Source organism: Anaerobacillus sp. QJM3NY_17, from assembly GCF_056173665.1.
In genome coordinates, this window is the sequence record NZ_CM149685.1 from 1,246,657 (window position 1) to 1,266,070 (window position 19,414).

23 protein-coding genes are annotated in these 19,414 nt (G+C 40.9%); 20 read left to right on the forward strand and 3 right to left on the reverse strand.

The features are described 5' to 3' along the window. Positions 1 to 145 precede the first annotated feature (145 nt). Positions 146 to 700: a DUF488 domain-containing protein gene (locus AC0VYV_RS06700; protein ID WP_475366942.1), complete on the forward strand. Its 555-nt coding sequence runs from the start codon at positions 146 to 148 to the stop codon at positions 698 to 700. Positions 701 to 703: 3 nt separating this feature from the next. Here AC0VYV_RS06700 and AC0VYV_RS06705 read toward each other — a convergent pair whose 3' ends face one another. Further along, positions 704 to 1,735 (reverse strand): hypothetical protein, encoded by a 1,032-nt coding sequence (locus AC0VYV_RS06705; protein WP_475366943.1) that lies wholly within the window; start codon positions 1,733 to 1,735, stop codon positions 704 to 706. Positions 1,736 to 2,078: 343 nt separating this feature from the next. On the opposite strand from AC0VYV_RS06705, the gene AC0VYV_RS06710 reads away from it, so the two are divergent. The 4 genes from AC0VYV_RS06710 to AC0VYV_RS06725 all read left to right on the forward strand — a co-directional run bounded on the left by AC0VYV_RS06710 (position 2,079) and on the right by AC0VYV_RS06725 (position 4,452). After that, positions 2,079 to 2,546 carry a GNAT family N-acetyltransferase gene (locus AC0VYV_RS06710; protein ID WP_475366944.1) on the forward strand — a complete coding sequence of 156 codons (468 nt, stop codon included), beginning with the start codon at positions 2,079 to 2,081 and terminating at the stop codon, positions 2,544 to 2,546. Between the two features lie 121 nt (positions 2,547 to 2,667). Continuing rightward, positions 2,668 to 3,015: a hypothetical protein gene (locus AC0VYV_RS06715; RefSeq protein WP_475366945.1), complete on the forward strand. Its 348-nt coding sequence runs from the start codon at positions 2,668 to 2,670 to the stop codon at positions 3,013 to 3,015. Positions 3,016 to 3,070: 55 nt separating this feature from the next. After that, the gene (locus AC0VYV_RS06720; RefSeq protein ID WP_475374658.1) at positions 3,071 to 3,694 is read left to right on the forward strand and encodes an HAD family hydrolase; all 624 of its coding nucleotides are present in this window, start codon (positions 3,071 to 3,073) and stop codon (positions 3,692 to 3,694) included. A 386-nt stretch (positions 3,695 to 4,080) separates the two neighbouring features. Further along, a complete protein-coding gene (locus AC0VYV_RS06725) occupies positions 4,081 to 4,452 on the forward strand; it encodes a DUF948 domain-containing protein (RefSeq protein ID WP_475366947.1) in 372 nt (123 codons plus the stop codon). 323 nt (positions 4,453 to 4,775) lie between these two features. Here the strand turns inward: AC0VYV_RS06725 and AC0VYV_RS06730 are convergent, their stop codons facing one another. Next, on the reverse strand, positions 4,776 to 5,093 hold the full coding sequence (locus tag AC0VYV_RS06730) for a heterocycloanthracin/sonorensin family bacteriocin (protein ID WP_475374659.1): 318 nt from the start codon (positions 5,091 to 5,093) through the stop codon (positions 4,776 to 4,778). Positions 5,094 to 5,501: 408 nt separating this feature from the next. Between AC0VYV_RS06730 and AC0VYV_RS06735 the strand changes: the two genes are divergently transcribed. The 6 genes from AC0VYV_RS06735 (at position 5,502) to AC0VYV_RS06760 (ending at position 10,431) form a co-directional block, all read left to right on the forward strand. Then, a complete protein-coding gene (locus AC0VYV_RS06735; protein WP_430241170.1) occupies positions 5,502 to 6,029 on the forward strand; it encodes a DUF6773 family protein in 528 nt (175 codons plus the stop codon). 6 nt (positions 6,030 to 6,035) lie between these two features. Continuing rightward, a complete protein-coding gene (locus AC0VYV_RS06740) occupies positions 6,036 to 6,236 on the forward strand; it encodes a helix-turn-helix transcriptional regulator (RefSeq protein WP_194220828.1) in 201 nt (66 codons plus the stop codon). 360 nt (positions 6,237 to 6,596) lie between these two features. Then, positions 6,597 to 7,193, forward strand: coding sequence for a DJ-1/PfpI family protein (locus tag AC0VYV_RS06745; RefSeq protein WP_475366949.1), 597 nt, complete (start codon positions 6,597 to 6,599; stop codon positions 7,191 to 7,193). Positions 7,194 to 7,242: 49 nt separating this feature from the next. Continuing rightward, entirely contained in the window at positions 7,243 to 7,698 is a 456-nt protein-coding gene (locus tag AC0VYV_RS06750; RefSeq protein WP_430241176.1) for a GNAT family N-acetyltransferase, read from the forward strand. Between the two features lie 310 nt (positions 7,699 to 8,008). Then, positions 8,009 to 9,406, forward strand: coding sequence for a DUF2254 domain-containing protein (locus AC0VYV_RS06755; protein ID WP_475374660.1), 1,398 nt, complete (start codon positions 8,009 to 8,011; stop codon positions 9,404 to 9,406). A gap of 302 nt (positions 9,407 to 9,708) precedes the next feature. Next, complete coding sequence (locus AC0VYV_RS06760) at positions 9,709 to 10,431, forward strand: DUF421 domain-containing protein (protein WP_475374661.1); 723 nt, start codon at positions 9,709 to 9,711, stop codon at positions 10,429 to 10,431. A gap of 77 nt (positions 10,432 to 10,508) precedes the next feature. Here the strand turns inward: AC0VYV_RS06760 and AC0VYV_RS06765 are convergent, their stop codons facing one another. Further along, the gene (locus AC0VYV_RS06765; protein WP_475368697.1) at positions 10,509 to 10,646 is read right to left on the reverse strand and encodes a hypothetical protein; all 138 of its coding nucleotides are present in this window, start codon (positions 10,644 to 10,646) and stop codon (positions 10,509 to 10,511) included. 225 nt (positions 10,647 to 10,871) lie between these two features. Between AC0VYV_RS06765 and AC0VYV_RS06770 the strand changes: the two genes are divergently transcribed. The 9 genes from AC0VYV_RS06770 to AC0VYV_RS06810 all read left to right on the forward strand — a co-directional run bounded on the left by AC0VYV_RS06770 (position 10,872) and on the right by AC0VYV_RS06810 (position 19,158). Beyond that, positions 10,872 to 11,561, forward strand: coding sequence for a copper homeostasis protein CutC (locus tag AC0VYV_RS06770; RefSeq protein ID WP_475374662.1), 690 nt, complete (start codon positions 10,872 to 10,874; stop codon positions 11,559 to 11,561). Positions 11,562 to 11,597: 36 nt separating this feature from the next. Further along, the gene (locus AC0VYV_RS06775; protein WP_475368699.1) at positions 11,598 to 12,041 is read left to right on the forward strand and encodes a hypothetical protein; all 444 of its coding nucleotides are present in this window, start codon (positions 11,598 to 11,600) and stop codon (positions 12,039 to 12,041) included. Positions 12,042 to 12,072: 31 nt separating this feature from the next. After that, positions 12,073 to 12,303: a hypothetical protein gene (locus AC0VYV_RS06780; RefSeq protein ID WP_475368700.1), complete on the forward strand. Its 231-nt coding sequence runs from the start codon at positions 12,073 to 12,075 to the stop codon at positions 12,301 to 12,303. A gap of 280 nt (positions 12,304 to 12,583) precedes the next feature. Further along, the gene (locus AC0VYV_RS06785; protein WP_475368701.1) at positions 12,584 to 13,876 is read left to right on the forward strand and encodes an ABC transporter substrate-binding protein; all 1,293 of its coding nucleotides are present in this window, start codon (positions 12,584 to 12,586) and stop codon (positions 13,874 to 13,876) included. Positions 13,877 to 13,959: 83 nt separating this feature from the next. Beyond that, the gene (locus AC0VYV_RS06790) at positions 13,960 to 14,898 is read left to right on the forward strand and encodes a carbohydrate ABC transporter permease (RefSeq protein WP_226612502.1); all 939 of its coding nucleotides are present in this window, start codon (positions 13,960 to 13,962) and stop codon (positions 14,896 to 14,898) included. Continuing rightward, entirely contained in the window at positions 14,898 to 15,740 is an 843-nt protein-coding gene (locus AC0VYV_RS06795) for a carbohydrate ABC transporter permease (RefSeq protein ID WP_226612072.1), read from the forward strand. Before AC0VYV_RS06790 ends, AC0VYV_RS06795 begins: the two co-directional genes overlap by 1 nt. An 88-nt stretch (positions 15,741 to 15,828) precedes the next feature. Then, positions 15,829 to 16,845, forward strand: coding sequence for a LacI family DNA-binding transcriptional regulator (locus AC0VYV_RS06800; protein WP_430241189.1), 1,017 nt, complete (start codon positions 15,829 to 15,831; stop codon positions 16,843 to 16,845). Positions 16,846 to 16,881: 36 nt separating this feature from the next. Further along, a complete protein-coding gene (locus tag AC0VYV_RS06805) occupies positions 16,882 to 18,228 on the forward strand; it encodes a GH1 family beta-glucosidase (protein WP_475366956.1) in 1,347 nt (448 codons plus the stop codon). A 135-nt stretch (positions 18,229 to 18,363) separates the two neighbouring features. Then, entirely contained in the window at positions 18,364 to 19,158 is a 795-nt protein-coding gene (locus AC0VYV_RS06810) for a hypothetical protein (RefSeq protein WP_475374663.1), read from the forward strand. Positions 19,159 to 19,414 lie beyond the last annotated feature (256 nt).

The window sequence follows — 19,414 nt, forward strand, 5'->3', positions numbered from 1 at the left end:
TCCAAACGTAGATACGATAGTTATTCTCGATATAAATAGATAAATAGTGCCTGACTCCCTATGGGTGACAGGCACTATTTATCTATTTGAATAAAGGTGAAGAGAAAGAGTTTTTAACATGAAGTTGGAGAAAGGAGGACAGTTCGTGAAAATCTATACGATTGGACATTCCAATCATTCCAAGGAATATTTTCTGGACATGTTGCGAGAAGCTGACATTTCCTACGTGGCGGACATCCGAGCTTTCCCCGGAAGCCGGAAGCACCCGCAATATAAGAGCGAAAATATGAAGGAATGGCTTCGGGAAGCAAAGATAGAATACGCACACTTTCCTCTTCTCGGTGGGAGACGACGTCAGTCTAGCTCTGTTGGGGCTGAGTTGAATGAAGGGTGGAAAAACCCTTCATTTCACAATTACGCTGATTTTACGTTGACGAACGAATTTATTGAAGGAGTAAAGAAACTTAAGACGCAGGCGAAGAAAATGAACGTGGCCTACATGTGTTCTGAACGTCATCCCGCCAGATGTCACCGTTTGCTCATCAGTAATTGGTTACAGGCAAACAATTGGGAAGTTCTCCACATCATCGACGATTCTAAAAAAACAATAAAGCTCGTTAAGCATGAGCTTGGAAAGTGGGGGGCCATGCCAATAATTGAAAAGGATGGCACCGTCGTGTATCCAAATTTATATGAATAAAGGTTACTCCTGTAATGTAGTAGGCTCCTTTTCTCTCAGTGAAAGGGAGCCTATCCATAAGATGACCTCTAGACAAAGAAGAAGGATAACAACCCAACTCCATAAGAATATAAAATGGTGTTGAAACTGATCGATTAAAGCGATCGAACTTTGTCGCTCGGGCAATGCTATTGAAAAAGCGTAAAACATCCCAAACGTAAAGTTCCTCGACCACTGACTCACATCATACGTGAATAATCCCTTTCTCCAACCGAATGCTTGAACTCTCTTGACTGCTCTTATGATTTCGATCGTTTCAACGCTAAGCAAGATAAGAAGAACCGCTATCCACATAAAGAGAAGGCTAGTTGCCGACAAAGCCTGAGTGGACACGAGTGCTAATCCAGTAATCGATAATGCCCCGTGAAGAATGCAGTTTGTATTCTTCCAATCGTCTTTCAACGACCAGTTTCTTCCGCGCAAATAACGTAAGCTTAAACACCAAATTCCACATAGATAGAAAAGCCCACCTAAAATCACACCAAATAATAGAACCTCAAGAGGTAAGGAAAACATCTTCGCCCATGTAACGACAAGGGCTTGAGTCGTCACAGTTGATAGCAAAATAATTCCATGTATAGAAGAGGTGGATTGTTCTTTCAATAGAGAATAAAAATGAATAAGGCTACCGCCTAAGAACAGGAAGCTTAGAAATGTATTTAAAATGACAAGTATTTGAATGACGTAAAATGATTCAGGAAAATACTTTAACGTTACCTGACAAAGAACAAATATCCCCGCAACCCACGTCCCCATCATAAAAAAACGAACGGGATGGTGGAGGACTGTTTCCCTCCATTCTCTACGAGAAAACTGTAGCACTAATGAAGATAATAAGCCCACACTAATTAGCCAAACGCCAATGAGTAACATCCCACCAAAATTCCGTGCAATGAGAGGGAAAGCCTCGACGTCTGCATAGAGGAAAATCCCAAGTGCCATTAGTATCCCGCCCGATGCCGGATGAATTTCTCTTCTCTTTATGTTTGCTTTCATAAAAATCACTCGTTTCTTATTGGTCACGAGTTCCATGATATAGCTTATTGGCATATTCCAAAAGGATTTTTTCTGAGGTTTTTAACTCGGATCGAGTTGATTTCAAAAAGCTATCAAAGGTGAAAGCGATCTGAATAAGAGATTTTTTTTTATGAAAATAGAGATTGAGTAAATGACTATAATTTGAAATAATTGGTATTGAGGTTAGGGATGATGTTAGCTCATATGACAATTTCTTGGGTAAAGGATAAGGATATTACTACCCAAGATACGATTGAATTTTTGATTTATGGAATCATTCCGGATTTATTCTTTTGATATCGAAAGAAAGAGGTGAATCCAGGTGTTAAATTATAAAACCATAAATATAGCTAAACATCGTAAAGAAGTCATAACGTTTCGTAAGGATTCCTTTCTAGTGAGTTTTGGAGATTTAACAAACTTTGGAGATGAAAATAAATACTTAAATTGGTTAGAAAATAAGGTGAATGAATTTCCAGGTGGTTTCGTTATGGTAGAAAAAGAGTCTGAATTCATCGGACAGCTCGAATTAACTGTAAAGGAATATGAAGGTAGGAAAATTGGCTATGTGAACTTATTTTATTTAGTCCCAGAAAGCCGTGGCATCGGTATTGGCAAAGAGTTACACAAATACGCTTCCAATTATTTTGCGGATCAAAATCTTAAAGAATTTCACTTGAGAGTATCACCGTCAAATCCATCTGCATTAAGGTTTTACCATAAACTTGGTATGGAAGAGATGGGTTTAGAGTTGGATGGAACAGTGATAAGGATGAGAGGGTTTATCTAAACGGCTAGTTAAAGAATAGAGAAGCGCTTGCTGATTAAAAGGTAAGCGCTAAACGTACGTTTAGAGCAAATTGGTTGAATAAATCATCAAAAAGGGATTGATCATTATCGGGTTTTCACTAGTGTTTTTAATGGTTTTAGGAACTATTGCCATTTTGACATTTATCGTTACTCCAATTAGAGCTGCTAGAAATAATGAGAAAGGAAAACCACCTCGAAAAATTTCTTATGTTATCGTAGGTTTGTTGGTTTTGCACTGGGGATTTTTCTTATGGGGTGGTTACGCATTATTACCTGTGAATATAGCAGATGCCCTATTTATGCCTGTATGGGTAGTGCTATGTGTCGCAGGTTTAATAATAGCGATCTATGAGTTTAAAAGTAACAAAGTTTTTTCAATTCCCGTGGCTGGTTTTACAGCAATCAGCTTAGTATTTAGCATCTTCATTAATGGCATAACGAATATGTAAGGAGTTCATTCCACTGAAATAGAAATTTTTAATTTTTCGAGAGGTGAATCTAAATATGGATAGTATTATTTTTGATTTAGACGGAACGATTTGGGATCCGATTGATACTGTACTTGATGCGTGGAATGGCTGCATCGGGAGGCATAGTCAAATTAACAGAGAACTAACCCGAACTGATTTTGAAGGAACTTTGGGGCTACAAGTGCACGAAATTAGTGAAAAATTGTTTCCACATTTGGCAAAGGAAGTGCGTGACCAAGTGATGCAAGAGTGTTTAAATACCGAGGAGCATTACTTAAAGAAACAAGGGGGGCAACTTTTCCATAAGGTAGAGGATGTCCTTAGTTTACTTTCAAAGAAATACAAACTATATATCGTTAGCAACTGCCAGGATGGATACATCGAATCGTTTTATGAGTTTCATAACTTAGGCGAGTATTTTTCGGACTTTGAGAATCCAGGGAGAACCGGGCTATCTAAAGGGGAAAATATTAACTTGATTATCGAAAGGAACAACCTAACTAATCCTATATACATAGGCGATACAGAAGGTGATTTAAAGGCATCAAGATATGCTGGGATACCTTTTGTTTATGCAAAGTATGGGTTTGGAGAGGTAAGTGAATATGATGAGGTTATAGATAGGTTTGAAGAGTTGGTGGAATTATATGGATCTTAAAGGGGCCTTATGAGGAATAGCCTTGTAATTCTCGGGAGCTAAGTTTAATGATACTCTCCGGAACATCAAGTATAGCGATGGAGAAAATACGCAAAGTTAATAGTTCAATCAGAAAAACGTACTTTCAAAAATGCGTCTTCTTGAGGAAAGTTGCTTTTATTTTAGTCTAGATCGCTCATCTTGAATAAGAAATATCGTGTTCTACAGTTTAAACGGTAGGCACTGCATTTAAGAGACTGCTAATCCTTTAGAACTCTCCAGCTATGGCGACTGGTACCCTCTAGAATCAGGTCATTTTGACCTATCTTACATTGATAAATTTCATCTGTTTCCAATAAAGGAATGTCCTAACCCCCACCTTCATAGACTTAGAGAAAAGAAGGGAGGTGGTCTCAATAATTGAGTGGAGTGTTACCCTTGTAGCCATCGCGTTTATTGTTCTTGTCGTCTATTTGGTGTTAACATTACGAAAAGTTATGACAACATTGGCAGAAACAAAGGAGACGTTGTCTGGCGTCCGTAATTCAGTAAACGGCATTTCAGATGAAGCAGAGGAACTGATTCATAAAGCCAATGAAATTTCGGTTGATGTCAAAGGGAAAATGGAAGCCGTTGACCCCTTAATCGAGTCCGCTCATGATGTGGGCGATATGATACACGATGTAACAAGCTCAATAAAAAGAACGGCACTGCAGAAGAACCGTAAGAAAACCATCCATACACAGGAAAGTAAGCCTGTACACATTAAATTGAAATAAGGAGAAAGAGACTGGGAATAGGTAGTGACCCCTGAAAGTTAGAGTTAAAACTAACTTCTGGGGTGCACTACCAAACCGGTCTCTTTTTAAATTTATGAGCTTCCGAGGCTAGGATTTATCTATATTGTATAGATATTTTTAGGCTGTTCACTATATCATTAGTCCTGTACGACGGCCATGCAGCTTTAATGAAATGAAAAAGAGCTTGGAAGCATTGTGCCTCTAAGCTCTTTTCTGTGGGGTTTTAGTTTATGATGTAATTCGTTTATCAAAAGCGTGATTAAAATCAATCCAATTTCATTTTATGTTAGGAATTGATCCGATCAGCGTCCACCACAACGACCACCGCAACGACCGCCACCTCCACATCTTGCGGCACAACCGCCGCATCCAGCGCATCGAGCACAACGCGCGCAGCCGCCGCCGCACCCGGCACACCCCGCACATCCAGCACAACCCGCGCATCCAGCGCAGCCTACACAACCTGCGCATCGGAAGCAGCCATAGCAAACAAACCCGATTAAGCGGGAATCATTTGGATCAACATTTGTATGATAGTTGACTTGCTCACATGGTACTAAATTTTGGGCATGGTATTCTCCGACATCTAAGTGTTGAAGATCATTTTGAAATTGATTCATTTATGTCACCTCCACCGACGTTCTTTTCTAATGGTTTGAATATCCTAGTCGATTATCTAGTGAAACACTTTCTCCAACAAAATATGTAGAGTGACTGGGTAATGTTCCTAATTAAGGAGCGGAATACATCGGTACAAACTAGTTGGAGAAGGGACATTTATGAATAATCGCATCGTGTCAACGGTTCGCAGGATGCCTAACAGTCAGATCAAGTCACTCATTTATTAAATCTCTCAAGAATGCTCAACCAGGACCTCATGGTTAAATCCCCCCTTTTAATTTGTGGTAAAACCCTTGAAAGAAAATTAAATACGTCTAAATGAACAATATATATTGCAAAACGACATTAATAATATATAATGGAAAAAGAAGGATAAATTAAATTTATAAAAGGGAGGAAGGGTAATAATGGGATTTGGATTTAAGGGGAAGCAGAAAGACGAACGGCTGACGACTCTTCAAAATAAGATTTACCGGGAAATGTATATTCTCATTGTGGTGATTTGTGCCTTATCAGTTTTGTATAAACAGTTTCTGGTTGAGGACGGAATACAGCATGTATGGACGGAGATTATTATTTTTAGTGCCAGTTCTGGGTATTATCTTATACGATCAACGATCCTTGGAATTTTTTCAGATGAGGTAGAGATGCACGATCGATCGAGGAAGGTGAGCTTTAGTAAACGGAATTTCTTGATCAGTCTTCTCTTGGGAGTGGGGTTTTCTCTTTTCCTTGCGGTTAGAAACTCTTTGAAGTATGGAGAAGGTGCTGAGGAAACATTTTATTTTTTTCTCAGTATTTTATTAGGGTGCTTAATGATTTACATTCCTGTCTTATTTGTCATAATGGTGGTACCTTATGCGGTAGCGAAGTATAAAAGTGATAAGATAAATGAGCAGGAATTAGAAGAGTTGGATGATGAAGATGTGCGGTGATCAGTTGTGAAAAATGTGAGATTAAAAATGGCAAGAGTGGAGCATGATCTCTCCCAGCAGGAGCTTGCCAAAAAGGTTGGCGTGTCGAGACAGACGATTGGGCTCATTGAGCTCGGAAAATATAACCCGACGCTGCAGTTGTGCTTGTCTATTTGTTGGGCGTTAAATAAATCGCTTGATGAGCTGTTTTGGATGGATCCTGAATAGAAGAGAAGCTACGTTGTTCTACGAGTTGTAGAGTGACGTAGCTTTTTTAGTCTTATTTTGTTTTCTTACCGAAATTTTGGGCAAGCGAAATAATGCCTACAAGATAACAAGGAAAACTGACGAGTATTGCCTCAAACCATGAATTTCCGATTGTACGGTATAAGAGAATGACGAAGATTGCAGCGATAAAGTAAGTAGGTATGAATTTTTTTGATAAAAGTAATTCACTCAGAATGAAACAACTCCTCTTAATCGGAACTATTTTTTCCGTATCCGGTTATTTTATCAGAAATGCCACCTCATAATATAGTAAAGTTAATCTATCGAAAAGGAAATCGATTAATCATGGAGGTCAAGTAAATGCGGCAGCGTCTTGTTGGTATTTTACTGTTTAATGAGGTGGAAGTCTTGGATTTTGCGGGTCCCTTTGAAGTGTTTTCGGTTACAACTTTACTAGAGTCGAACGTAAAGCCTTTTGTGGTTAAAACAATCTCGGAAAATGGGGAAATGGTTACGGCGCGTAATGGGTTGAAGCTGCAACCAGATTATAGTTTCGACGACCACCCTTCGTTTGATATCGTCATTATTCCAGGTGGGTATGGCGCTGAACAGATTGAAATCAACAATCCTCGGATAATTGCATGGATTCAAGATCAGAACTCAAAAGTGGAGTTGATGACATCGGTTTGTACGGGAGCTTTGCTGCTGGCGAAAGCAGGTGTGCTTGATGGAAGAAAAGCGACAACTCATTGGATGGATCTTGATCGATTAGAAGAGGAATTTCCAGAGGTCTCCGTTCAACGGAATGTCAAATTCGTCGATGAAGGTTCGATTTTAACATCAGGGGGCATTTCTGCAGGCATCAATTTGTCGTTCCATATGATCGCTAGGCTACTTGGTAAGGAAGTCGCGTTAAAGACAGCGAAACAAATGGAATATGATATTACGATCGAGTGATTTGTTAATCATGAAAAGCGAGCAATGTACCGATAAAGGAGTGAATTCAGTGGAGATTATAGTAGATGATTTAAGAGGACCTGAAGTGGCTAAATTATTGAATGACCATATCCAAAGTATGCAAAAGCATTCTCCACCGGAGAGTAAGCATGCGCTGGATCTAGAGGGGTTACGGAAGCCTGAGATTACGTTTTGGAGTGCTTGGGAAGCGGGTGACTTAATTGGATGTGTAGCGCTTCAAAGATTGAACAGCCTCCACGCTGAGATTAAGTCCATGAAAACAGCTTCTGCTCATCTAAGAAAGGGTGTCGCAAAAAGACTTCTTCAACACGTTATTGATGAAGCGAAAGCGCGTGGATACGAACGGTTGAGTCTTGAAACAGGTTCAATGGAAGTCTTTCAGCCGGCCAGGCGTTTGTATGCAAGCTTCGGATTTCACGAGTGTCAGCCGTTTGCGGGGTATAGGGAAGATCCGAATAGTGTGTTTATGAGTTTGGAGATGTAAGATTGTTTTCTATGATGTGTCATTTAGAGAGAAGTAAAAGGAGTGCTAATGGTTCAGTCAATTAGCACTTCTTTTCGTTGTAGGGTGGCATCTTGTATTAATTCAGAGTAATTTTCCTTTTTAGGAAATACGAAAAAGCGTTCATCGATAAGATAATCGTATAAAACAGGGTAGCCTGTATGGGCCGCTGGAGTTTTTTTTATGTTTTTATGCTCCTCTTGATGGAAACAATAAAATCCAGGTTAGTTTACTCCTGACAAGGGTAGTTAGTAGAAGTGATATAAACTCTTAAGAACAGAATGGTGATCAAATGGGGTTCTTTTACTATATAAAGAAATATTTAAAAATGTCGAGACGTCAGCGGAAAAGTGAATTGAATTCAACCATTTGGTTTATGCCATTTTGGTATATTGTTGGAGCTGTAGGTTTATCTATTTTTACCTATTATCTCGACTATGTTGTGGATGTTAGCTTGTATCTGCCAGTTGGAATTGGCTTTAGTGGACAGACGCTACAGGTTCTATTGAGTGCACTTGTAGGAGGGGTGCTGACACTAAGTGCCTTTACACTTAACTCCTTACTTGTTGCCCTGACGACGTTTAGCGGGCAGTTTTCTTCTAAAATGCTTGTCAACTTCGTTAGTGACCGAGCGACGCAGCATGTACTCGGTATTTTTAACGGAAGTTTTATTTACGTCCTCTTAAACTTCTTATACGTGACGCACGGAGAAGAGGAGTATGTAGTTGCGACACCTGTTTTATCCATTCTGACAGCTATTACAGCCGCCATAACGTTTATTTATTTCATCAACCATACTGCTACGTGGATGCAAGTTCATAATATCAGTTTCAATATGAATGCTAAGTCAAAATTAGTGCAGGCTTCTCTTGAAGAAGAATTAAAGCCTTATCACCTTGAGAAGGAAGTACAGAAGGAAGACATTCCTTCAGATCCTGATGGAAAAGTTATCAAAACCAACCAATCTGGTTATCTTCAAGTCGCTGACTTTTCAAGGTTGATTAAACAAGCGAATAGAGACGACGTTCTCCTCAGGTTCGATGTTAGAATTGGAGAATTCGTCATAGCAGGCACACCACTGCTTACTTATTGGGAACATGGACAAGTGATGAATCCAGACCGCTACTTGAAATCCATTGAAATCGGGGTCAAACAAACAGAGATTCAAGATCTGGAATATGGTCTTATTAAGCTTGCCGAATTAGCTATTAAGGCTTTGGGTCACAATGATCCGCTTACGGTGACGAATACCATTCATCAGATTGCTGATTTGTTGAATAGTATTGGCAAATCAAAGAATTTCTCTCCCTACCTTTTTGATCAGGAAAAGAAGCTACGAATTATCTTAAATCAAAAAGATTTTAGTTATTACCTTCACAAGGGATTTGCTTCCATTCGTGAATATGCCAATCAAAACACAACAATTATAACGGCGCTTTTAACGATGATTGCCCAGCTAAGTAAAACAATGGATGAGGAAGCACACAAAGATCTATGGGAATTTGCCCGCCAGACGATTTTAGGGTTTGATAACTACAGTCTGTACGAAAATGATTGTCTGCACATTTTAGAGCCTTTATCCGTACTTGCTAAAAAGACGGGTAATGAGAAGGATTATCTGTTCCTACTTGAATACATGCTGGAGCGGGTTAGTTCGAAGAGTGCTTCTAAGATGCCTTCTTCAAATTAAGCTATCATGAAAAGGAACAACCACGTTAAAGGTAGTTTATTTACTGGTAGGTATTGAAAAAACGATAAAAGACATCCTGCCGTTTTTCTTCGCAGGCATTGTGATTGTATTGCTTGTTACCTATATTCCATCTCTAACGCTTTGGTTGCCTGAGCTGTTTGAGTAAAGGAAATTGTTGGATACAAATGAGAAAAGGACTTATCCGTAGAAACGGGTAAGTCCTTTTCTCATTTATTTTGAAAGTACTGGCTTCCCAACTTTCTGGCCATACTGAGGCTATTCGTTAAAAAGAGGTGGGTCTTATGGATATATTGATGGATGCCTTGAAGGTTATCTTCCGGATAGTAACGATTCTTCCGTTCATGCTCGCCATCGGACTCTATATGGGGAAGCGATCTATTGGAGAACTACCTGTATTTGATTTTCTAGTCGTTCTTGTATTTGGCGCTGTGGTAGGAGCGGATATCGCTGATCCTGAGATTGATCATATTCACACGGTTATTGCGATGATTGCGATCGGATTGCTACAGAAGTTAATTTCAAGGATAAAGATAAAGCATCAGAAGTTAGGAAAGCTTCTTACGTTCGAGCCTACCGTTGTCATGTACAATGGAAAATTCCTTAAAGACAACATGAAGCAGATTCAATATTCGATTGATAATGTCCTTCAGATGCTTCGAGAAAAGGACGTTTTCCATACAGAAGATGTCGAGCTTGCCATTGTGGAGGCTAATGGAAGACTTAGTGTGAAACTATATCCAAGTAAAGAGAGCGTTGTTCGTGAAGATATGGCGATCGATAAGCGGGCGAATGATGTTGAGATTCCTGTTATTTTGGATGGGCGAGTACAGAAGGATATACTGCAGCACTTAGGGCTTACTGAAGCATGGCTAATGGATCAGCTTGAAAAAAGAGGGGAGCCTTGTGCATCTTCGTTATTTTACGCCGGAGTTAATGCAAAGCATGAGTTAGTTATTTCTAGGAAGGATCAAGCGTCAAATCATGTTCCGCCTTTTCGACACTGAACAGAGGGAGCGGCGACTAATACAAGAGGTTTGGATAGAAGCTGCATAAAGAAACTCAGGCGTTGGCCTGAGTTTCTTTATGATTTCCGCTTTGATTTGGTTTCTAGTGGACGACCAGCTTGTTCACCTTGAGAAGGAGCCAGATCGGCTTCATTCGTGTACGATTTCTTACTAGCAAAAGGCTGATTAGCATATTGTTTCTTGTTAAGTTTCATTTGAATCACCCCTGATTGTTAGAGTGTCTAATAGGAGCGAAACTATACATAGAGCTTAATCGACAAGTAATGACAGGAATCGGGAGGTGACAGGCACTCGCGACCTCGCGAATTCACCAAAACCCCGTGCATCCTTAAATGGAAAAAGCTATGATGATAGTGGAACATTTAAACTCAGTGAGAACGATACAAAAACATCGAGTGAATCAGATAGGAGATGGAGAAATGATCGAAGTGATCGTACAAAACAGAGAAGAAGCAATCGAGGCAGAAGCCTTTGGAGCAGGTCGAGTAGAACTTGTAACAGGGATTGAAGCTGGAGGTTTAACACCGAGTTATGGAACGATAAAATCGGTATTAAACAGTGTTACGATTCCCGTTCAGGTGATGATTCGTCCAAACGGATATAGCCACTGCTACAGCGATGAGGAGAAAGAGGTTATTCTTGAAGATATCCGCATCTTAAGTGAACTCGGAGGCAAGAGGATTGTTATCGGAGGAATTACGAAGGATCATACAATTGACGAAGAGTTACTTGAAACAATCATTCAGCAGCAGCCGGATATCGACATCACCTTTCATCGAGCGTTCGAAGAACTCTCTTCTCAAAAAGAAGGGTTTAAAACCCTTGCTCAATACCGAAATGTGAAGCGAATTCTTACATCCGGTGCCAATCAGGAAGGGGAAGAACGGATCACTCAGCTTCAAGAGCTTGTGCGCTACTCGGAAGAAAGCGGTCTAACGATCATGCCAGGATCAGGACTGTCACTCGCAAATATCGAAGACATCCATCAAGCCGTACTGGCAGAAGAATATCATTTTGGCAAAGCCGTAAGAGTAGAGGATGACTTTTCAAACCACTTCAGCAAGGAAGCGATCAGGTCCATTGCTCACGTGTTAGAGCGGACTAGGTAAAGTTTACAATAAAGAAGCAAAAAGGGGTTCATACATATGCTTTTCAGCAAATTCAAAACAGCCCTGGTGACCGCCCTAATCACGTGGGTATTCGGCATTGTATTAACAACGGTAGGGGGTCTTATCTATCTAATGAGCGGGGGAGAAGGAGATATTTCTGTCGCTATTGGTAGTGCTTTTTTAATGATTATTTATCTGCTACCGTTCCTATTAGTAGTAGGAATTGCGATTTCAATCGCCTCTGATGAGCTCACACGCGAAAGTAATCGCCGGAAGCGATATGCCTATTTTGTCCACGTCGGACTCGGAATGATGTTATTCTCGTTTATCTTTCCGATTACAAAAGTAGTAACGGACTTCGGTTATTTCATTAGTACGAGTCCCTGGCTGTTTATCGTGATTTTTACCGCTTCAGTCTTTTGGAAATTTGATGAAAAGGCAAAGGGAAAGTTAGCGCGTACTTCTTTCCAGGTTTCGTAAACTCAATACAACATGTCAAGGTGATGAGCAAATGGATGACGCAAAACGGAAAGAGAAAGAAAAATGGAATGTGACGGTGCTTGTGGTTTTAGTCTTCCTATCATTCCTTTTTCAAGTCTCAATCGTATATGGCTTCTTAGGCTATACTATCTATTTGTTTATCAGCTACTTTTTCTTTTATAAACCAATACGAATGTGGGATGTTGTTTTTTATTTAGGTATGGTTATTGCTTTATTTATTGCACTTAAATTAACCACTTAGCGCTACCAATGTAAACAGCGACCCTCTCTCTAAAACAACTGTAGCAAAGGGATTTATCGTTCCAATCAGGATTCCGCCATCGATGCTTTTAGTTTCAATATTCTAAAAACATTTAAGAAACCGGTTTACAAATTTTTAGAATAATGTTGCTTTTCTAACGATATAATCTTATAATCAGTTTATGAAAACGCTTTACTTTGATGTGAATCGTTCATTTTTTTATTCATTTAGGAAACCGGTTTCCAAGCGTTTTTAAAAATCGCATGAGGGGGAAGTAACGGTGAAAAACAAAAGCAAAAAGAAGTGGTTGGGGTTAGGACTGGCGTCGCTGCTTGTATTTTCTTTAGCAGCTTGTAATGGAAATGACAGTACGTCTGGCGATGGCGGTGATGAAGAGGTTACGTTGAATTTCTGGGCATTTGGTGCAACGAATTATGAAGAGCTTGCGAAGGAATACGAAAAGGAACATCCGAACGTGACGATTAAAGTGAGATCTGCAGAATCAGCCGAGCATCATGATGCGCTTTTTACAGCTTTGTCTGCTGGTAGTGGGGCACCTGATATTGCGGCTTTGGAAGTGGATCAACTGGATCGATTCAAAGAAGCGCAGGGACGTTTTGAGAATTTATATGATCTTGGTGCGAAGGATGTGCAGGATCAATACTTAGATTGGAAATGGGAAGCTGGCGCAAATCAAGAAGGCGATTTCCTAATTGGTCTACCGACGGATATTGGCCCGAAGGCACTGTATTACCGCACGGATCTCTTTGAAGAAGCTGGACTTCCAACAGAGCCAGCGGAAGTAGAATCTCTTATTAATTCCCCTGAAGCGTTTAAAGAAGCGGGAATGAAGCTGAAGGAAGAAACAGGAAAACCATTCGTGGATAGTATCGAAATGGCTTATCGCGCTTATTTAGATGCTTCTGAAAAAACATACTTAAATCCTGACGGTGAACTATTGCTAGGTGAAGAAGGAAACGACGTGAAAAAGGCATATGACTATGCTGTTGAGTTAGATGAAGCAGGCATTGTTGGCAAGCTTGAAATGTGGACACCTGAATGGGCGAACGGCGTAAACAAAGGTGAATTCGCAGCAGAGCTTGGAGCAGGATGGTTGAAGGGATGGATGGAAGGAAATGCCCCTGACGCGGTAGGAAAATGGCGCGTGGCAACACTTCCAACTGAATTCGCAGCGAACTGGGGAGGCTCTTATATTTCCATTCCAAGTGAAACCGATCATCCACAGGAAGCATATGACTTTGTCGAGTGGCTTGTATCCCCTGATAATCAGCTGAAATCATTCCAGAGCAAAGGCTTATTCCCTTCCGCTACTTCTGTCTATGACATGGAAGAGTTCAAAACGAACGAAGATGAGTTCTTTGGTGGGCAAGTAACATCAACTGTTTTTGCTGAAGCGGCACAGGATATTGATGGCGCTGTCTTCAAAGGCGTGAAATACTTCCCTGTTCATCAAGAAGTATTAAATGCGCTTCATAACGTTCAAGAAGGTGGCGATCCTGAGAAAGAATGGAAAGCTGCGATTAAGCGTGCTGAGGAATTAATAGACCGATAGAAGCAGTATTTGTGATGGGATATGGTGGGTAAACCCACCGTATCCTACTTAATCACCGGAAGTGGGGAGAAAGCGTGATTTCAATGAGTGGACAGGAAAGAGGGGTTAAGAAGAAACGATATCGATCTGAAAAGAAAAAGGATATGATTTCAGGCTATTTGTACGTAGCGCCTTTTTTCATTATTTTTGGAGTGATTGGTCTTTATCCCGCTATATTCAGCGTTTATCTTGCGTTTCAGAAATGGAACGGATTAAGTCCAATGAGCTTTGTTGGGCTCGATAATTTTCGGATCGTTTTAGAGGATCCTCTTTTTTGGAAGTCAGTATACAATACGATCATCATGGGATTAATGGGCACGGCGCCACAAATAGTCGTCGGCATTGTGTTGGCGTTTCTATTAAATCTTACATTCCTTCGATTTAAAAATTTCTTTCGAATTACGATCTTTATGCCGTATATCACCTCGATGGTGGCGGTTGCCCTTATATTCAGTGTGTTATTTAGTAATCACGAGTCATCACTCGCCAACTACATGCTAGGCGTCTTCGGATTTGATCCGGTGAATTGGTCCACATCTGAATGGGGAACGAAAATCGCGATTTCCATTATGGTGTTCTGGCGCTGGGTTGGGTACAATACGATCATTTACTTAGCGGGGATCCAAAGCATCTCAAATGATTTATATGAAGCCGCAACGATTGATGGCGCGAATAAGTTTCAGCAGCTTCTCTATATTACGATGCCTTTGCTGAAACCGTTTATCATCTTAACGGTGTTCTTCTCAACAGTTGGGGCACTACAGCTCTTCTCTGAGCCGACGATTTTCTTAGGCGCTGGGGCATTTACACGAGACGAAGCACTAACGGTCGTTATGTACTTGTACCGAGATGCCTTTAAGCTTCAATCCTTTGGTACGGCCTCTGCGACAGCGATTATCCTGCTTGTGATCATTCTTTTCTTTGCAACAATCAATACGCTCATCACATCAGGCAATGGCCGTAAGAAGAAGGGGGTAAGGTAATGGCGAATCGAAAGGAACGAAAAAAAGTCTCTTTCAGTAAAGTGCTCATCTATCTGTTTCTAGGACTCGCTTCACTCTTATCCTTGTTCCCGTTCTACTGGATGTTTGTGATGGCGACGCGTCCGAGTGCAGCTTATAATTCAATCCCGCCTACGATCACGCCAGGCGGCATGCTAGTCGAGAACTTCCAGAAAGTCCTGAATCAAATTGATTTCTTTCAAGCGATGTGGAACTCCTTTCTCATTTGTTCCATCGTTACGCTTGTTGTGCTGTTTATTAGCTCGCTAGCAGGATTTGCGTTCGCAAAATTTAAATTCCCGGGCAAGAACGGATTATTTATCGCAATTTTATTAACGATGATCATTCCCCCACAATTGGGATTGATTCCACAGTATTTTCTCGTATCGAAAGCTGGCCTTCTCGATACGCTTGCTGGGGTTATGGTTGTGTTCTTCCTTAATCCGCTCGGCATCTTCCTCATGAGACAATATGTGAGCGAATCGGTACCCGATGAGCTGATTGAGGCAGCGAAGCTCGATGGCTGTTCGAACTTTAAAATTTATCGAAGCATCGTTGTCCCGATTATTCTTCCGGCTTTTGCAACGCTTGGCATCATTGTGTTTACAGCGGTGTGGGGAGAATTCTTATGGCAATTTACTGTCTTAAGGGACCCGGAGAATTATACAATCCAGGTTGCATTAGCTTCCTTAAGTAACACGTTTAATATTGATTTCGGAATGATCCTCTCAGGCGTGTTCTGGGCAACGATTCCATTGCTCATTATTTTCTTACTGTTTAATCGCCTATTTATTTCGAGTATTACAGAAGGATCAGTAAAATAGAGGCTCAGCCGATATAGAAATTGCTTCACATAGCGTTTCTTAGTAAGCTATCAGTATAAATTCTATTATGATGTCAGAAGGGATAGCGATGAGCCTAACGATTAAAGATATTGCACAAATGGCAGGAGTATCAAGAGCGACCGTTTCGAAAATTATTAACAATTACGGTGGCATTAGTGAAGGAACGAAGAAAAAGGTTCTTAAAGTAATCGAAGAAACAGGCTTTCAGCCAAGCTTTTCAGCTAAGGCGCTAGCGACAAAAAAATCGAATCTCATTGGCCTGATCTATGCTGGCCGAGTGAACGTTGATTTTACACATCCTTTCTTTATGGAAGTTGTAACCGCATTTAAGAAAACAGTCGGGTTACTAGGATATGACATCTTGATGTTCTCGAATGAACAGTTTTATCAGGACAATGGAAGCTACCTTGCAAGGTGCAGGCATTTTCATGTGGATGGCTGTTTGATCATCACAGGTGAGGAAATTGAGGATGCCATTTATGAGCTAGTGGAAAGCGACATCCCGTGTATGGGCATCGATCTAGAACTCAATGGCCCAAGCTCAAGCTATGTGATGACAGACAACATTAACTTGTCTACGAAAGTGATTCAGCATCTGTATCTTAATTCGGTAAAAGATATTGCTTTCATCGGTGGGGGATCAGATTCTGCGATTTCTAACTTGCGAGAAAAAGGATTCCTACAATCGATGAATCAATTTGGTCTAGAAGTGAGAAAAGAGTGGATTCAGTACGGTGATTTTCATGAAGAGAGCGGTTATGCAGCAATGAATCGCATTCTCCAAGGAGAGGCTAGACCTGAGGCGGTATTTGCGGCTTCCGACATGATGGCCTTTGGTGCGCTAAGAGCAATTAAAGAAGCTGGACTCTCGGTTCCTGAGGATATCCGACTAGTTGGATGTGATGATATCGATGCCTGCCGCTACAGTGCTCCGCAGCTCACGACTGTAAGGCAGAATAAAGAGCTGCTCGGTAAGCTTGCTGCTCATATGCTTCATGATTTAACAAATGGTAAAACAGAATTGAAACCCGTTTTTATTGATTCAGAATTGATCGTGAGAGAATCTTGTGGAAGTAAAGTATAACGAAACAGTTACTGACGTGATAATGGAGGGAAGACAATGGCAATTATACAATTTCCAAATGATATGAAGTGGGGCGCGGCAACCGCAGCCTATCAAATCGAAGGGGCCGTAGATGAAGGTGGACGTGGCCAATCGATTTGGGACACCTTTTCGCATACGCCTGGAAATGTGAAGAACGGAGATAATGGAGATGTCGCTTGTGATAGCTATCACCGTTATGAAGAAGATATTGCATTGATGAAGGAGCTAGGCATTGAAATGTATCGCTTCTCCGTCTCCTGGCCGCGTATTTTTCCGAATGGCACAGGGAAGGTCAATGAAGAAGGTCTTCAGTATTACCATCGTTTTGTTGACGCCCTACTCGATCATGGCATTGAACCTATGTGTACACTTTATCACTGGGATTTGCCGCAGGTCCTTCAGGACAAGGGTGGATGGGCAAGCAGAGAAACGACGGATGCGTTTGCTGATTATGCCGAGCTTATGTTTAACGAATTTAATGGGAAAATAAAGCACTGGATTACGATCAATGAACCATGGTGCGTGTCTTTCCTATCAAACTTCATCGGCGTTCACGCACCAGGCAATCAGGATCTCCAGCTTGCGACTACTATTTCACATCATCTTCTATTAGCGCACGGCAAAGCGGTTACGAGATTCAGAGAGTTAGAAATGGAAGGTAACATCGGGTATGCCCCAAACCTCGAATGGAATGAGCCTTTTAGTAATAAGCAGGAGGACATTGACGCCTGCAATCGTGGGATGGGCTGGTTTATCGAATGGTTCTTTGATCCAGTCTTTAAAGGACGGTACCCGGAATTTATGCTGAATTGGTTTGAGAAAAAAGGCGTTTCCCTTACGCTTGAAGATGGCGACCTTGACGTTATTAGTCAGCCTATCGACTTTGTTGGGATCAATTACTACACAGGCAGCGTCGGAAGGTATAAAGAAAACGAGGATTTATTTGATTTAGAGAAAATCGATATCGGCTATAATAAAACGGATATTGGCTGGAACGTATACGGAGAAGGATTCTATAAGGTCCTTAGCAAATTAAAGGATCAATATGGTGATGTCCCGATCTACATTACCGAAAACGGTGCCTGCTATAACGACGGCGTTGAAGATGGTCAGGTTAAAGATGAGCGTCGGATACAGTATTTAAAGCAGCATCTTACTTCGTTAAGTCGAAGTATAGAAGCAGGCGTGAACATTAAAGGCTACTTAACATGGTCTTTGCTTGATAACTTCGAGTGGGCAGAAGGCTATGATAAACGCTTCGGACTCGTCCACGTTAATTTCCGTACGCTAGAAAGAACGAAGAAGGATAGCTATTATTGGTACAAGCAGACGATCGATAATGGTTGGTTTGATATGGAGTAGGATTGTTCCCCTCACCGTGTGGCGGTGGGGAATTTTGATTTACCGTAGAGTCTCATACTCTATATTAGTCGAATGATGGAAAAAAAGAGGAGGACCCTTAAGAGAAATCGAAATAGCAAGACGGAGGGATTGTATATGAACTATGCCGTATCGGTAACAGATACAACAAAAACAAATGAGATTGAAAAGAGCGGACTACAGCTATTAGCATTTCTTGATACATATGAGAGTGCGCTGCAAGAAATTACGACCGTTGAGGAGCCGCCAAGAGGGATTGTTTTCCACGATTTAGAATCAGCCACAAAGCTGTATTCGACGATTCCATTGCCCGCCTACACTTCGAGAGACTTGATCCACTTAACCCCATTACGAGACACGTGGAAGGATATTTATCTATCCACGGTAAAAGATGTGAAAGAGGCAGCGGATTATTATGAAAACCTTGAAATGGTCGATGTAGCAGAGCTTGTTGCCCATGAATTCACGCACCACGCTGACTTCTTCCATTCAGAATTCGATGATTGGGAAGAAGAGAATGCGAATGATATGTGGTTCGAAGAAGGGATTTGCTTCTACTTACCTCGAAAACTCTTAATGTCAGAAGAGCGATTTGAAAAACTGATGAAGGTGGAGCGATTGTTAATTGACGCTCATAAAGAAAAGTATGGGGAATACACGCTAGACGCATTTGGAGAAGCGGGATATCGAGGTGGAGACGACTTTTCTTATTCGGCTGCGTTTTATGATTATTGGAGAAGTACGAATACAGTTGCTGAGCTAATTGATAGCTACTGCGAAGGCAATGTACGTGAGCTTATTCGCTTGTATCGCAAGTGGGTAGAAGGCGGAGAAAAAGGCCGCCTTCAGGATTACTTTATTAATAGGTTTGGACTTTCGGATGAAATGGCAAGAGTGCTTTGGTTGAGGTGAAGTAGAGTAGTAGTTTGGTTCGACATATTATGACGTAAAGCGGGTGGTGCCTGGCACCATCCGCTTTATGTCTTTGAAAATAAATTTCACTATATTTCTGATAATTAAAGAGGTTACTTAGAACATAAAAATATTTTATTCCCCTAAAAAAGTAGTGGAGACGGTGAAATCGCTATGAATTAATACCTCTCTTAATCCCCGTAGAACAACGACCTTTCCACTAATTCAAAAGTATTTTCATGATTGCGAGAATAAT

Excerpts from the sequence above, each read along its gene's own strand:
- AC0VYV_RS06705 (WP_475366943.1), bottom strand. The coding sequence starts at position 1,735 with ATGAAAGCAAACATAAAGAGAAGAGAAATTCATCCGGCATCGGGCGGG.
- AC0VYV_RS06720 (WP_475374658.1), top strand. The coding sequence starts at position 3,071 with ATGGATAGTATTATTTTTGATTTAGACGGAACGATTTGGGATCCGATT.
- AC0VYV_RS06730 (WP_475374659.1), bottom strand. The coding sequence starts at position 5,093 with ATGAATCAATTTCAAAATGATCTTCAACACTTAGATGTCGGAGAATAC.
- AC0VYV_RS06735 (WP_430241170.1), top strand. The coding sequence starts at position 5,502 with ATGGGATTTGGATTTAAGGGGAAGCAGAAAGACGAACGGCTGACGACT.
- AC0VYV_RS06745 (WP_475366949.1), top strand. The coding sequence starts at position 6,597 with ATGCGGCAGCGTCTTGTTGGTATTTTACTGTTTAATGAGGTGGAAGTC.
- AC0VYV_RS06755 (WP_475374660.1), top strand. The coding sequence starts at position 8,009 with ATGGGGTTCTTTTACTATATAAAGAAATATTTAAAAATGTCGAGACGT.
- AC0VYV_RS06760 (WP_475374661.1), top strand. The coding sequence starts at position 9,709 with ATGGATATATTGATGGATGCCTTGAAGGTTATCTTCCGGATAGTAACG.
- AC0VYV_RS06765 (WP_475368697.1), bottom strand. The coding sequence starts at position 10,646 with ATGAAACTTAACAAGAAACAATATGCTAATCAGCCTTTTGCTAGTAAG.
- AC0VYV_RS06770 (WP_475374662.1), top strand. The coding sequence starts at position 10,872 with ATGATCGAAGTGATCGTACAAAACAGAGAAGAAGCAATCGAGGCAGAA.
- AC0VYV_RS06775 (WP_475368699.1), top strand. The coding sequence starts at position 11,598 with ATGCTTTTCAGCAAATTCAAAACAGCCCTGGTGACCGCCCTAATCACG.
- AC0VYV_RS06780 (WP_475368700.1), top strand. The coding sequence starts at position 12,073 with ATGGATGACGCAAAACGGAAAGAGAAAGAAAAATGGAATGTGACGGTG.
- AC0VYV_RS06790 (WP_226612502.1), top strand. The coding sequence starts at position 13,960 with ATGAGTGGACAGGAAAGAGGGGTTAAGAAGAAACGATATCGATCTGAA.
- AC0VYV_RS06795 (WP_226612072.1), top strand. The coding sequence starts at position 14,898 with ATGGCGAATCGAAAGGAACGAAAAAAAGTCTCTTTCAGTAAAGTGCTC.
- AC0VYV_RS06800 (WP_430241189.1), top strand. The coding sequence starts at position 15,829 with ATGAGCCTAACGATTAAAGATATTGCACAAATGGCAGGAGTATCAAGA.
- AC0VYV_RS06805 (WP_475366956.1), top strand. The coding sequence starts at position 16,882 with ATGGCAATTATACAATTTCCAAATGATATGAAGTGGGGCGCGGCAACC.
- AC0VYV_RS06810 (WP_475374663.1), top strand. The coding sequence starts at position 18,364 with ATGAACTATGCCGTATCGGTAACAGATACAACAAAAACAAATGAGATT.